Source organism: Roseibium sp. MMSF_3247 (assembly GCF_030733765.1).
Taxonomy (GTDB): domain Bacteria; phylum Pseudomonadota; class Alphaproteobacteria; order Rhizobiales; family Stappiaceae; genus Roseibium.
This window is the reverse complement of sequence record NZ_JASHII010000011.1, coordinates 88,062-102,330: the sequence shown is the minus strand read 5'-3', so window position 1 is coordinate 102,330 and position 14,269 is coordinate 88,062. Positions and strand designations below refer to the sequence as shown.

Here is a 14,269-nt window from a genome sequence, read left to right as displayed (position 1 = left end):
AGACATCTGCGCCAGCGCGCAATCGTCCCGGTCATTCCCGGCCGCTCAAATCGCAAGCGCGTCATTCGCTACGACGCCAAGCGCTACAAGAGCCGTCATCTCATCGAAAACGCCTTCTGCCGCCTCAAGGACTTCCGGCGCGTCGCAACTCGCTAAGACAAACTCGCCAGGAACTTCCTGTCCGCTGTCGCCCTCGCAACACTCGTCGCATTCTGGATATGATTGAGTCTGAACCCTAAATTGACACAGTCATCAGTCTCGAAAGAGTGTTGGCTGCATAACCCACTTTTTAGCTGTCAGTTCAAAGCGCCATAGTAGTATCGAAAAAAAGAAGACTAACATGAGGTAGATTGAAATGCTAACATTATCAGAAAATTCTAAATTCAATGAAGTAATGAATCGCAAGATGATTTGGTGACACATATAAAGCGCAAAAGATATATTTCCTAAAAAAACAGAAACTTTCCAACTAAAAATACTTTTTGCATTTGCAAAGGCAACAACCCAAAGTATGGCAACAATGCAGAGACCTGACTGAGCAAACCAGATCGCTGTGTACCGACCACCAAACATATACACAAAATGTAGAATTTCTTTCCAAAAAACTAGTGATGTCGCGAGCAAAGCAACGCTGATAATCCGTAAAGCGTACCATAACGCAGGCCGCAATCGTCCCTTCAGATACCTCCAAAGTGGATATGCTGTTACACCAAAGGCGAATTCAAACACCCTTGCTAACGGGTTTATGTACAACACGGCAGTACTAGTAAGCTCACCTGTCAAAGCAGAAGTGTACGGCGGGAGTTGTAACCAGATGCAAATGCCTATAGCTCCAACCAACAAGAGCACCGAAAACAGCAGCCCGAATAACCTCGACCAGAGGATAAGTGGAAAAAAAAGGTAGAAGAATACCTCGGTTGAAATACTCCAACTCACAGAATTAAAGCTGAAAATTAGCCGGAAATCCGGCCACCATGCTTGGACTAAGAAAACGCTCGCTATAAACCGACTTATATACTCAAAACTACTTTGGGCACCCGTTACATCGCCAATCAGCACAGCGGCAAGAACGAGGCAAAGCAAGTGGCTAGGCCACAATCTAGCAAAACGCGCCAAATAAAATCGTTTCCAGTTTACTTTTGATCGATAGACGTGTGCTAGAATAAATCCTGAAAGCACAAAGAAAAACGAAACACCGCTTCCTAATGGAATGTGAGTAAAATCATAAGCAATACCAAAATGACCGCGCATGTGATGTAAAAGCAATGCAAATGCGGCAACAAATCTCAGACTTGTAAGCGCTTTCAGATCTTCCGGCTTTTCCATCAAAGACGTGTACTTATCTGTCTTTTACTCTAAAAAATAACCTCTCATCGATGCCAGGGAAGATTATCAAGCACTTTACCAACAGGATGTGCGAAAATATTTTTTGCTTGACCGGTGATGTACCTTGAAGTGTATATTTCAACTGTGCGTGGTTACCGGCCAATTTTCTGCACCCGGTTAAATTGGAGCTTTATTTCTTATTTGAGAGGCTCGTATGAGTTTTTTTGAAGCAAACGATGACCTGTACCCCAATCAAGCCGTTGCCTACATAATCGCGGAATTTCCAGACGGTTCAAAGACACAGGGATCTGGCGCGCTTATTGGCAACAATGATTTGCTTACTGCGTCTCATGTAGTCTATGACCGCGATCGGGGCGGTTCGGCATCATATGTGGATGTATATTTCTCTTATGACGTCGATGATGGTTTTCACCCACTCCGTAATGGAGTACGCGTCAATTACAAATACGTTCTTGACAACAATGACACGGCCAGGTTCTCGAATGACATTGCAATTGTTTCCTTAAGTTATGCTGCAGGTTTGGAGTTTGGATACTTCGGGCTTAAAACCGGATTTATCGAGGGGGCGATGACAATACTGGGTTATCCGGGCAGCGCCGGCGGTAATTTGATCCAAACAAATGGATGGGCATATAAAGACTTTGATGACGGCGTAATTAGATCTCTTGCACCGGGTTCTGGTAACAGTGGCGGGCCCGCATTCGTATACCATGATGGCACCCCGAGGGTGCAAGGGATTTACAACGGTAGTGCGGCTTTCGGAGACTTTGCTGGGGTCATTACACCTATTGACCCTCATTATGAGTGGATTACGAACATCATCGACAACAATGACCATTTGATTACCAGCGTTCCCGGAACGAACCAAGTCATTATTACCCCTGATCCGATTGACAACAATGAAAGTGGTGACCCGGACCCTGTGGTGTTGGCTCCCATAGAAAACGTCTATAGGTTTTTCAATCCAGATACCGGCTCGCATTTTTTTGCTACCGGAAACACCCAGCGTTCGACTACGGCGATTAATAACCCTGGCTGGTCGGATGAAGGAGCTGCTTTTCAAGCTTCAACAACAGCGTCGTCGGGTACTGTCCCTGTAGTTCGCATGTATAATGAGCAGTCTGGTCGGTATCTTTTTACCGCGAACAATACTGAGATCTCAATCATACAAACACAGGGTTGGACGACACAAGAGATCGGTGTTTGGTACGTCACGCTCGACCTAGACTCATCTCTCGGATACACGACTGGTGTTTACCGACTTTATGTGCCAGCCCTGCAGGGGCATGTTTATTCATCCAACATAACTGAAATCAGTATACTACTCGACACATTGGACGCGAATAATGAGGGTGCCGCATACTATATCAATCCATCTCTAGTGACTGAAGCTAGCGCACCTTTTGAATATGGCCTAAGTGAAGACATGTCGGCTAGCGAAATAAGTAAATTGGTGGGTATAAATTCAGCACCGCACAATACCGATTTCTTATAGCGGTATCAATCACACCTGGAAAGCACTAGGCTTGCCGGAAGGGGGCGCTGGTCAAAAAAGGCCACCCTTAATTCTAGGGTTTCTAAATCTGCTGGTGGGTTCGTTCCGCCCGCCGCAACCGGGAGCGTGCCGCCGTATTCGAACGGTCTACGGCAATTAACCAGATTCATCTGCCCGTTGGTCAAAGCCCAAGATTGGGTTAATTAGCAGATACAATTCAAAGGTAAAAAATGAACCTTTGGCGGTCTCTCTTGAGGATAATGCTTTATCGAATTCTTTTACAGTTCCCTCTTAGCCGTGAGACCGATATCCGAAGTGCTCATCATTAAAACCTACAAAGTTGCTACAGCGTCGTTATCCCCGATCCCCACAAAAGCGATTTCTTCAGCCCTATTCATTTCATTTAGATCGAGCGCTCTATTGCTGGCGGCCGAGGAAGAAATAGACGAGTTCAAATAATAAGCAGCACCTTCATTGTAGGCGCCTAGAGTATCAATCAAATGGCTTATTTCTGCATCGTTAGAAGAGTACACATGCCTGTCCGTCGTCAGGGTATTTGGAACAGATAGCCGTGTTATTTAACGGAGAGATTGGCTCCAAGTTCAACCGAGCCGGAGTAGATGCGGAATTGCAGGCCGTTTTCGGAGGCTTTTTTGATGCGCTCAAGGCGGGCCTTGACGTTGAGGGCCAGCGTCTTGATCTGACCAGTGAAGCCGTTCTTCGTAGTGGTGAATGTGCCGATGTTTGCCATTGTCTTCATTCTTTCGATGTTTCGGGCCACGACCATCGCGGCCTCGATGGCTGTCGAAGAGATCGGGAACGGTCGGCGCGCATTCCTTTGGAACCGAAACGAAGGGGAGGACGGCGGGAAGATACTTTCTTGGCTACCCGCGAGGAATTCGAGCACCGGTTCGAAGGGGAAGAAAGTTTCGATCCGCCGTTGCGTCAAGCCGACCGAGGCGAAGCCGGGTCCCGGTCAGACATGCCTTAATCGAGACCGCTTAGGGCGACGCCTTTGTGACAGATTAAGGAAATGAAGACCTGCGAACGTCGTGTTCGGACCACCCATCTACGGCAGCACCCGAGGCGAGAATGAGCTTGCGTGATTTACGTTGATGCCAGTCTGGAGAACTGTCATTCTTTCAACTCCGAACAGACCGGCAATCCCTGCTTTGTCCGCGTAAGTCCAGCGGCAGGTCGGGATGGCAAATGCCAGCGACGGAAAGGCGAACCGTTGCACATTGCATCAATGCCTCCGACACAGGCTCCCGCGTTGCCCGTGCCGCACCAGGAATACCATCCATGGAAAGAGCGGGATTAGATTGCCTCTGTGAAATGTGCCTGTTGCTGTACGCATCCTGGCAACGACTGAAGTGGACAATCAGCCATCCTTTCCAACCGCAACGAAAAGTGGGAGGCATTGAAGAACGGTGGTCTTGCCGCCCGGGAGCGCACGAAGCGAAGTCAGGTCCGCTTCACGGCTTTGATGGGAGAAGTTTGGGCTGCTTGCTTGATGGTCGTGGCAAATCTCTCGGAGAAACGCCGCGATGACCGAGCTGATAGGCTCGGTGGAAACAAAGCCATAGTCCTTGTCCATCTCGACGCGATTGAACTTGTCGAGAAGGACCCAGCACGGAGATGTAAGGCCAGTGCGCCGACACTCGATTTCAGGAACGTTTAGCGCAACCTGTACATACTGTCCGCCCATGCCGACGCGAATGAGATCATGCGCTGGCTGGGCAATTTCGAGCGGCCACCACTCCTGACATTTGTCACAAACGGATAGCCCTATGGCTCTGACCAACTGCGGCACCGGATCGAAAGCGAACTTGGGTGGCGCTGTTCGGTCCGGTATTACCTGGACACAACCGCCCGGCTCTGACAGGCCGTTCTTCTCTGAGTTCCAAACCGCAGAAATCTGCCATGCCATCGGCCCGTGGATGGCATGCCGAAAAACACGTCTCACTGGGACTGCTGACGTTAGGCCGGTAATAGTCTTCACATAGCGTTTTTGTTTTTCAGCGCAGCGATACAACCCAAGCTAAATAGAACTTCTAGGAAATTACCTAGGATATTAAGAGGTTATTCAATTACTTCGCACATTGTGATTTAGTGTTTTATGGAGTTGATGGCTTCCTAGATTGAAACAGGGATCTATTTCGAAAATGCTCGGGTACATCTGGGGATCAACGCAGCGAAAATTTCTCGTCATTATGCTCGCAACGTTGATTGCCGTGAACGGCCCGCTTTTGCTGTTGTTTTTCGTTGTCACCAAAGACACGCTGGAACGCGAAATGGTCGCGAAACAGCAGGTTCTCGTTGACGTCAACAGCAAGGTCCTGAGCAAGCTGATCTGGGATTTCGACGACGAAAACCTGAAGAAATGGACGGCGGCCATCGCCACGGAGCCAGACATTTTCAGCATCGAAGTCCTGGACGATACCAACAACCGGCTCGCGTTCTTTTCAAACGCCGATGACAGCAACCCGGCCTCTCAAGAAGGCGGAACGCTGTTCTCAAAGGACATCATCCACGTCATTGATGAGAACGACTACAATGTCGGCACACTGAACGTCTGGTTCATGACGGAACGCCTGCGGAGCGCCGCCATCGAACAGGTTGCCTACCCCGCCATTTTGTTTGTTGTCTCGACGATTTCTGTACTTATCGTTGCCCTGCTTGCCAACCGGATCATGATCAACCGGCCCTTGAGCCGGCTGAATGAGGCCATCGAGACCACCCATCGGTCGGGAACCCGCAAACGGGTGGATTGGTCCTCATCAGATGAATTCGGCAGCGTCACGGAAGCCTTTAACGAGATGCAGGACAGCCTCGACAAGGACGAAGCCAAGCTGTTGAAGGCGAACAAGCGCCTGGCATTTCTGTATCACAACACGCCGGTGATGCTTTACTCCATTGATCATGAAGACCGGATCCTGAATGTGTCCGATTATTGGCTGAGCGCCACGGGGTACGCGCGGGAGGCCGTTATAGGGCGCAAATTCAGGGAGTTCCTCCAACCCGATTGCACAGAGGAATATCTCGACAGCCGCAAGCGCCTCTTCTCAGCGGAGCACATGTCTTTTGAAATCACCTCGGTTTTCATCAGGGCCGACGGGTCGCCGCTGGATGTTCTGATCACCGAAATCCGAGATTTCGACAAGAGTTCGACCGGCCGGCAGTCGCTCTCCGTCATGGCTGATATCTGTCAATTGAAAGCCGCAGAGGCAAAGATCCTCCATCAGGCGCGAACGGATTTCCTGACCGGTTTGCTGAACAGGCACGGCTTCACGCACCGGATGAACGAGGCGATCGACGCAGCCGATGCGGACCATGAGATCTCCGTCCTCTTTTTTGATCTCGATAACTTCAAATGGGTCAATGACAATCTCGGTCACTTTGCCGGTGACCAGGTGCTGAAGCTGGTCACACAAAGAGTGTCCAAGCTCTTGAAAACCGATGATTGTTTCGGCCGATTTGGCGGCGATGAGTTCGCCATCTTGCTGTCCGGTGGCGATGTGCGCGCGCGCGCTGTTGACCTTGCAACACGTATCAACCAGGTCCTGAAGCAACCGATCAGCCTTTCCGGCAGGCAGCTGCAAATTTCTGCCAGCATCGGGATTTCCTATTATCCGGAAAATGCGGACACGGCGGATGACCTGCTGCAGACCTCCGATGTCGCCATGTACCGCCAAAAAGGCAGCGGACGGAACGGACACTGCGTCTTTGATGTCCAATTCGGCCAGGAAGCCGCACGCCAATTGGAGGTCAAGGAGCTCATTTCCGAGGCTCTGAAACATGATTGGTTTGAGCTTTACTACCAGCCTATCGTTCATCTCAACGAGCGGAGCATCGTCGGGTTCGAGGGCCTTTTGCGGCTCGTGCACCCGGACATGGGCATCTTGCCGCCTCGAGAGTACATCACGGTTGCAGAACAAACCGGCAGCATTTTGGAAATTGGCGACCGGGTCTTGCGGCTCGGCATGCGGGCGCTCAAAGAGCTTGAGCAGCAACCCGACTGGCAGGACGCCTATGTGACGCTCAACCTGTCAGCGGCCCAGTTCAGGCGGGAACTACCGGACACATTGGCCCGGTACCTTGCGCAACATGATCTGGTGGGCGACCGCTTGGTACTCGAAATCACCGAAACAACTTTGATGCAGAACAGCGCCGACCTGGACGGGCTGATCGAGGATATCCGGAAACTCGGATGTGCCCTGGCACTCGATGATTTTGGGACCGGCTTTTCATCGCTAAGCTACATGAACCGCCTCCACGTTGATACGGTCAAGATCGACCGGTCGTTTGTTCAAGGACTTGGAGATATCTCCAACAAAGATGCGTCCGGCAAGACCGCGCCACTTGTTGAAGCCATTGTCGGCCTGGCGGAGAAGCTGGATCTGACCGTGATAGCCGAGGGCATCGAGACCGAAGAACAACTTGGCAGCTTGACACAACGGAATGTAGTGTTTGGTCAGGGTTTCCTCTTCGGAGACGCCAAACCGCTTGATGTTTGGCTCAATGGGCCTTTGAAAAGCCGGTCAAGCAGATACGCTTTGCCGGACCTGAAAGAGTTGGAAGCCAGGCCATACTGAAAACCATGTCACCGACAAGGGGCAACAGATGAAGGCAGTGACAAGACGGACCGTTCTGGCAGGCATGGCTGTGTTAGCGCCCTTGCCCTCGCTCCGCTTGTCCCGGGCGAGTGCCGACCTTGCAGGCCTCCAGGTGATGACAGAAGAGTACCCCCCCTACAATTACCAGGAAGGGGGCGAGCTCTTGGGGCTCAGCGTTGAGATCATGGAAGAGATCTTCAACCGCACGGCGTCCGGTTACAACCGATCGGATATTGCGCTTCTGCCATGGGCGCGGGGCTACAATCTGACCCTTCAGCGGTCCGGGCACGCCCTCTTTTCGACGACCCGCACACCAGACCGCGAGGACCTTTTCAAATGGGTCGGGCCTTTTGTTCCGACCGTCGTGGGGCTGATTGCCAAAAAGAGCCGTAACCTGAACATCGAGACCGTTCAGGACCTTGAGGAATTGCGGATTGGGGTGGTCAAGGACGATGTCGGGCAGCTCCTTCTGCAGGCCAGGGGCGTGCCGAATGACCGGATCGAAGCGGTGCTCTCAAATGATCAGAATTTCCGAAAACTCATAGCAGGCCGTGTGGATGCCATCTCCTATGAGACCAGAGTGACCCGTTGGGCTTTGCAAACACGTGATGTTGCCCTGGATGAGTATGAAACCGTTTATGAACTGGACCGCGGCGAACTTTATCTCGCCCTCCATCGCCAGACGCCCGATGACCTCGTCGATCTCCTGCAATCGGTGTTCGACGCCATGATCGATGACGGCACCCATGCCCGGATCCTTCAGCGTTATGGGATCGAGTCTTGAGGCCCGCCTTTTATATGCTTCGAATTGGCCTCTGCACATGCTCCCTGACCGGTTAGCGGTCACTTCAGTTCGTCACTGACCGCGTCCAAAAGAGCTTCCAATTCGCCGCTTTCGATCGTTGCCCAGATGATATCTGCGTCGACGCGGAAGTACTCATGGGCAATGTGATCGCGCATTCCGGCAATCAGCCGCCAGGGAATATCCGGATGGCGGGTTGTGACTTCGGGCGGCAACGCCTTTACAGCCTCGCCGATTTCCTGAAGGCAGGCCGTTACGGCGCGGAACGTCTTGCGGTCCTCCAGCGGTGTTTTCAGGAAGGCTGCCTGATCCAGGCCCGCGACAAACGTGCGAATGTCGAGAATGGCACGCAGGATGTCTTCCAGCCGGTGGCGGGCGTCACGCATGGCGCTTCAGAAAATCCGGAGTTCATCGTTTGCGGCAGCCTCGGCCACATGCGGAGCAAGACGAGCGCGCGGCGCCAGATCCACCCGGCCAGGCATGTCGAGCGCGGTCTCCAGAACATCCTTCAAACGCGCGAGATCAAACAGAGACAATTGCGCGCCTTGTTTCGGCTCGTAACTCAAGTCGATGTCGCTACCGGCCTGCGCCTCGCCCCGCGCGAGAGAGCCGAAGAGATAGAGATGGCCGATCCCCTGCCCTTCCAAATCCCCGCGAACGCTCCTCAACCGGGCAATGACATCGGTCGCTGCGAGCGGGCCGGATGACTGGTCATCCACATACTCCTGGACGATCTGCTGCAGCAAATCCTGAACCTTTGCGCCGCGTTCCGCAGCCAGTGCCTTGAACCGGTTTTTCAGTGGCACTGGCACTCGGGCAGATAAGAACGCGGTTTCGGCACTGTCGGAAACGAACTTGGAGGTATTCTGCACTGACATGGAAACCATCATCCGTTATTTTGTGCACAAATGCACGTTACCACGTATAGCGGCCCTTTTTCAATGCTGTTTCAAAGTTGACAGCTGTCAACTCGTTTCTGCGCTCCTGGAATACAGCCGGTCTGATTGGAATTCCATCGGTTCCCCCTTCTCAAACATGCGACACAGTCGACGGTGTCCTCTCCCGGCTATGATCCGTCGTTTCCCGCACAAACGTTCAAGACAGGTCCGGTTGGATTGAAGTACCGTGGGCGCATTGAAGACAGATAGCCCCTGCCCTTCTTGGCAGTTCACAGGACGGACCGACATGAAACCCATCAATCTCTCCGACAAGCTCTCAATGTTTGCCACTCATTGGAATCCTCATGTGGTCGCCGATTACAACACCAACGACGTGATGGTGGTGAAGTTCAAGGGAGAGTTTCCCTTCCATCAACATGAAGACACCGACGACTTCTTCCTCGTCCTTGAAGGCGAGATGGTCATGGACATCGAAGGCCAGGACCCGCATGTGGTGAAAGCCGGGGAGCTCTTCATTGTGCCGAAAGGCGTTGTCCACCGGCCGCGCGCCGAAGAAGAAACCAAGGTCTTGCTCATCGAACCTAAGGGCGTTCCAAACACCGGCGATTCTGGTGTCGAACCGGCACCCAAACCCCGGATCTGATCTTCTGACCAGATACAAGCACCTCATGAGCCAAAGCCATCCGAACGCGCTTGTTTGTTGACAGCTGTCAACTCTCACTTGGCAGCCCCCTGCCCTCACCGGTTCATGAGAGAGTCGAGCATTGGCCGGAGCCGGAATTTCCCGGCTTCCGCCTTCTCGCTCAGAACCCGCAAATATCCGCCAGCGGATTTGATCTCCTCCGCCCTTTCCACCAGATACGCCATCGTCACGATTGCACCGGCTGGCCCCATATGCTGTTGCGCCCGCAGCCAGGCATCTTTCGAAATCCCGAGCATCGGCCGGATCAGCTCCGCCGCCTTTCTGGCATCCGACCAGTTGCCCAGGCCTTCGAGCGCATAATCGGCAAACGACGGACACGCCCGCTTCAGATCTCCGAGGGAGACTTGTTCCGACTCTCCATTGGCGCTTCCCCGGACTTCAGGCGCTTCGGTCTCTTGATGGTACCCCTGCCCGGCTTCCGGTCTACCATGATCAAGGTGTTGCCGTTGCCTGATGTCGGCTGCACGATCATCTATTTCATTTTTTTCTGAGTAATATTCAAATGAGTCGTCTTTGTTTGAATTCTGAATGTGGCGCTCATTACGAGCGTCGTTGCCGCTCATTCTTGATTTTAAATGAGAGATATCCCCGGTTTGTGCAGATGCTTCTTCGCAGTCTCTTTCGCGCAAATCCGCCTCGTCCATTCCAGCCAAGAACGCGCTTTCAACGCGGGCCCGTAAGCGCACCAGACCGTCACAGCGCTGCTTGTGGTCACTGAGAGCACCGTTACGCGCAACCCGGCCGGAGAGCGCTTTAAGCTCGTCCGTGAAACCCAGCCAGAGTGCCGGGCTGTGTGCGCCCTGCCCGTCCTCGAAAGCGGCCTCGATCATCTTTGAAATGTCCCGGAGGTGCAGCGTAATCTCTGCCCGAACCTTTCGGACTTCCGCGGCATGCGCACGTGCCACCTCGGCGTGCTCGAAGACTTCAGGGGCCATCAGAGCGGCAGGAGCCAGGTTGAAGCCAAAGGCGTCACGCACCTCACCGCCCGGCCCTTTGCGGGCGAAACGCTTGCCATTCGCGCTGTCTTTGCGCAGCAGAAGACCCGTTTTAACCAGCGTTGCGATATGCCGGCGCAGGGTTGGCGCGGACATTCCGCGGGTGCGTAAGGACAGTTCGGCATTCGATGGAAAGACGATGATGTCTTCCGACCCGTCCAATTCCTTTTCCGGATGAAAGCTCAAGAGCGCCTCCAGAACCGTGATTGCCCGATCGGACAAGGCATAGACATCGCGGGCCTCTGTCAGGGCGCGCAGGAACTGCCACTTGTCCGTTTTACCCGTCCGGTTGCCGGAGGATTTGAGAGCTGCACGGTCGGTCTCAAGCTTCTCATGTGCCTTGAACAAGGCAAGAGAAAAGGGTCCGCCGCCGAAAGGCGTCGTTGCAATTCGATCCGTCATGTCCATCACCTTCAAAAAGGCAATGAAAAGGCGTTCCCGGTCGCAAAACAGGGGCTCACGTCTTGACAATTTCGGGCGGAAGTGATTCTCTCAGTTTGCTACATACAAAGAGGGCTTCCGGAGCAATTTGCTTTGGGGGCCTTTTTTCTTGCCTTGTTTCCTTCCCTTCCTTGTTTCCAAATCCTTCAGCGCGGCAGTTCCGCCTTCTGAAAGTTTACAGCTGTCAACCGGCCTTGAATTCAGCCGTCTGGCAGCTCCTTGTTCTTGTCCGCCTCGAACGCCGCCAAGAGATCTGGCAGCTGTTTGGCGAGATAGTGGGTGAATCCATCCGGGGCCGTCTTGGCGAGCTGAATGGTCGAGCCCTTGATGTCGGCGATCGGTTTGCCGGACCGGCTTTTGATCGTCTGTTTTTGGGCTGGTTTCGATTTCCGTTTTCCAAGCCGTGTAAACAGGCGCTGGAACCGCTGATCGGAATCACAGGCGAGAAACACCTCGGAGGTGATCTCGTCGCGGGCAATAACCTCCGCGGCCTCTCCGTCGAACATCTCGGCAAGCTGGTGCCAGCGTGGCCGGCCGGCCTTGGGCGCCGGCCCAACAGCCTTGGCGATCGGGTAGGGCACCTTGTCGGCGACCTGCAAGAGCCGGGTCATTTCCGTCTTGTGAACACCGAGCGCGTCCTGGACCAGGGAGCGTTCAAATCCATGATCGATCAGCGAGCGGGCGAAGAACGCGCGTTCAATGAAGGACAGATCCCGCCGCTCGGCGTTCTCTTTACCTTGCGCCAGGATCAGGGCGTCATCGTCGAGATCCCGAACGATCGCCAGAACATTGATACCAAGTTCCTTGGCAGCTCGGATCCGCCGGTGGCCATATGCGGCCTGGTACCAGCCGTCCGCGCGCTTAGCGGCATCGGAATGACGGCGTACAAGAACCGGAACCTGTTGACCCCGGCTTTCAAGGCTGGCTTTCAGTTCCGCAAATCCCGCATCAAGATGCGCTTCTACGGTCAAACGGTCGGCGACGGGCGACGGCTCAATGTGTGACGGATCGAGTGTCACCACCCGCTCGCCAGACTGTTCTTTCAGCTCCTGCGCCATTTGCTCAAGCGACAGCCCCATGGCTTTCACAGCGCCGGAGGCCGAGCGCGGGCGCTCGCTGACAGGATCGCTTTTGGGAGCGGGGGCGGGGGCAGGGGCGGCAGGCACCGCCTTCTTCTCATGCCGGGCTTCTTGCGGCTGTACCGGAGCGGGCGCAGCCGCACTCTCCCCCGGTGCGGTTTCCGGTTCACCAGCAAACAGGGCTTTGAGGCGGTCCTTGCGTTTGGTCATGGCCACAGTGTCTCCGGACGAATTGGATCAAGCAGCCTCAGTGTAAGGCCGCCCCGGTGACCGTGGATAAGTTTTTCAGAAACGTTCATTTCCCTGCCTCCGCACGGCCCCAGGCTGTGAGCATCAGGGTTTCGATCTCAGAGTTGACAGCTGTCAACGACTCCATCGCCCGGTCATAGGTGGCCCGGGTAAAGTTCTCCCGGCCGACCTCGTACAGGGTTTGTTTGGTGAGCCCCGCATCGGAAATCGCCGTCGACTTCACCATGGGAGCGGTTAGAACCCGGTCGCCAAACTGCGCACGCAAGAACCCTGCGATCTGGGTCTGTGGGCCATCCTGCGGCTCATAGCGGGTGACCAGATAACGCAGGAAATCGAAATTCAGCGTACCGCCGGCTTCGCGAACAACGGAGAGGAGATCCGATGTCATGAACAGGAACTGGCTCATGGAGGCCACGTCGAGCATCTGAGGATGCACTGTGACAATCACGGAGCTCGCTGCACAGAGCGCGCCGAGGGTGAGGTAGCCAAGTTGCGGCGGGCAATCGAGCACCACAACGTCGTAATTGTCTTCCACGGACTTCAGCGCCGTCTGGACCCGGGCAAAGAACAGCTCCTGCGGGTCGGATCCGGCCGGCCGGTTTGCCAGATATTGCGGTGTCGTGTGCTCGAATTCCTGAAGTTCCAGATTGCCCGGCACCAGATCCAGCCCGTCGACGTAGGTCTTGCGGATGATCTGCTCGAGCGGCACGCGCTCCGCATCATAGCGGATTGCCCCATAGATCGTGTCGTTGCCGGTGAGATCCAGTTCCGGCTGATAGCCGAACAGGGAGGAGAGGGAGGCCTGCGGGTCAAGATCTACCGCCAGCACCCGGTACCCACGAATGGCAAGATACTGAGCCAGATGGGTTGAGGTCGTGGTCTTGCCGCTGCCGCCCTTGAAGTTGGTGACCGCAATCACCTGGCAGTGTTCGCCGCGCTCCGGATCCCGGTGGCGGACATAGCTGCGCGCCTTCGCGCTGCCCGGCTCGTGCTGGCTGGCGAGATGGCTTCTAAGGGCGTTGATGTCGGCCAGTGTGTAGCTGCGGCGGCCGCGGTCATCCGTTGCCGGGGAGGGGCCATCGCCGGACAGTGCCAACTGGCGCAGATACCCATCGGAGACACCGATAAGTTTCGCAGCCTCGCCGGAGGTAAACGAGCGCATTACTTTCAAGCTCGACGGCGGGAACAGGCGGGCACGCAGCTCCCCGAGCTGAACAGACAACTGTTCGGCGTCTTGCGCAATTTGTTGGTCGGCAGCCATCATCGTGTCGTCAATCCTTGCCTCAAACCCGGACAGGCCAGCTTTTTCGAAAAACGGAAATGTCCGACTGGTTGTGCCCTTAGCGCATGGCCGTAGGGTGACTGCTGCAGTCGGCTTTCCGTTTTCCTCCTGGCCGCAGCATCCTACCTTGGCCCAAAATCATCTCTTCATCGATCCGGAAAGTGTCCGGATCACGACCGGGCGGGGAGGGGGCTTGCACAGATTACCGCTGCGCGTTTGTGTTCCTCACAGTCCTGAGCCGTCAATATTGCGCAGTATCGGCAGATTCGCAAAATGCGGCAACGGCGATCAACGCCATGGACTGTTGTCAGCGCCCACGATCCCCAGTTACGGCAAAACCGTCAATTCAGGAACCGTTGGC

Annotated in this window: 11 protein-coding genes and 2 pseudogenes; 6 read left to right on the top strand and 7 right to left on the bottom strand. The window is 54.4% G+C overall.

Going from position 1 to position 14,269, the window contains the following annotated elements:
- Positions 1–222: pseudogene (locus RBB44_RS24060) on the top strand (IS5/IS1182 family transposase); the annotation flags it as partial.
- Between the two features lie 30 nt (positions 223–252).
- On the opposite strand, the gene RBB44_RS24055 reads toward RBB44_RS24060, so the two are convergent.
- Positions 253–1,326 carry an acyltransferase gene (locus RBB44_RS24055; protein ID WP_306150223.1) on the bottom strand — a complete coding sequence of 358 codons (1,074 nt, stop codon included), beginning with the start codon at positions 1,324–1,326 and terminating at the stop codon, positions 253–255.
- Between the two features lie 214 nt (positions 1,327–1,540).
- Here RBB44_RS24055 and RBB44_RS24050 point away from each other — a divergent pair, with 214 nt between their 5' ends.
- Complete coding sequence (locus tag RBB44_RS24050) at positions 1,541–2,842, top strand: trypsin-like peptidase domain-containing protein (protein WP_306150222.1); 1,302 nt, start codon at positions 1,541–1,543, stop codon at positions 2,840–2,842.
- 592 nt (positions 2,843–3,434) lie between these two features.
- Here RBB44_RS24050 and RBB44_RS24045 read toward each other — a convergent pair.
- Positions 3,435–3,593 (bottom strand): annotated as a pseudogene (locus RBB44_RS24045) (DUF736 family protein); the annotation flags it as partial.
- A gap of 975 nt (positions 3,594–4,568) precedes the next feature.
- Between RBB44_RS24045 and RBB44_RS24040 the strand changes: the two are divergent.
- The 3 genes from RBB44_RS24040 to RBB44_RS24030 all read left to right on the top strand — a co-directional run bounded on the left by RBB44_RS24040 (position 4,569) and on the right by RBB44_RS24030 (position 8,242).
- Positions 4,569–4,628: a hypothetical protein gene (locus RBB44_RS24040; RefSeq protein WP_306150264.1), complete on the top strand. Its 60-nt coding sequence runs from the start codon at positions 4,569–4,571 to the stop codon at positions 4,626–4,628.
- A 379-nt stretch (positions 4,629–5,007) separates the two neighbouring features.
- The gene (locus RBB44_RS24035; protein ID WP_306150221.1) at positions 5,008–7,437 is read left to right on the top strand and encodes an EAL domain-containing protein; all 2,430 of its coding nucleotides are present in this window, start codon (positions 5,008–5,010) and stop codon (positions 7,435–7,437) included.
- A 28-nt stretch (positions 7,438–7,465) separates the two neighbouring features.
- Entirely contained in the window at positions 7,466–8,242 is a 777-nt protein-coding gene (locus RBB44_RS24030) for an ABC transporter substrate-binding protein (RefSeq protein WP_306150220.1), read from the top strand.
- A gap of 59 nt (positions 8,243–8,301) precedes the next feature.
- Here the strand turns inward: RBB44_RS24030 and RBB44_RS24025 are convergent, their stop codons facing one another.
- Both RBB44_RS24025 and RBB44_RS24020 read right to left on the bottom strand, forming a co-directional pair.
- Positions 8,302–8,646, bottom strand: coding sequence for a DUF86 domain-containing protein (locus RBB44_RS24025; protein WP_306150219.1), 345 nt, complete (start codon positions 8,644–8,646; stop codon positions 8,302–8,304).
- A 6-nt stretch (positions 8,647–8,652) separates the two neighbouring features.
- A complete protein-coding gene (locus RBB44_RS24020) occupies positions 8,653–9,138 on the bottom strand; it encodes a nucleotidyltransferase family protein (RefSeq protein ID WP_306150218.1) in 486 nt (161 codons plus the stop codon).
- 307 nt (positions 9,139–9,445) lie between these two features.
- Between RBB44_RS24020 and RBB44_RS24015 the strand changes: the two genes are divergently transcribed.
- Positions 9,446–9,802 carry a cupin domain-containing protein gene (locus RBB44_RS24015; protein WP_306150217.1) on the top strand — a complete coding sequence of 119 codons (357 nt, stop codon included), beginning with the start codon at positions 9,446–9,448 and terminating at the stop codon, positions 9,800–9,802.
- Between the two features lie 95 nt (positions 9,803–9,897).
- Here the strand turns inward: RBB44_RS24015 and repC are convergent, their stop codons facing one another.
- The 3 genes from repC to repA form a co-directional block, all read right to left on the bottom strand.
- The gene (gene repC / locus RBB44_RS24010; protein WP_306150216.1) at positions 9,898–11,259 is read right to left on the bottom strand and encodes a plasmid replication protein RepC; all 1,362 of its coding nucleotides are present in this window, start codon (positions 11,257–11,259) and stop codon (positions 9,898–9,900) included.
- A 239-nt stretch (positions 11,260–11,498) separates the two neighbouring features.
- The gene (repB, locus tag RBB44_RS24005) at positions 11,499–12,587 is read right to left on the bottom strand and encodes a plasmid partitioning protein RepB (RefSeq protein WP_306150215.1); all 1,089 of its coding nucleotides are present in this window, start codon (positions 12,585–12,587) and stop codon (positions 11,499–11,501) included.
- Positions 12,588–12,672: 85 nt separating this feature from the next.
- A complete protein-coding gene (repA, locus tag RBB44_RS24000; RefSeq protein ID WP_306150263.1) occupies positions 12,673–13,887 on the bottom strand; it encodes a plasmid partitioning protein RepA in 1,215 nt (404 codons plus the stop codon).
- Positions 13,888–14,269 lie beyond the last annotated feature (382 nt).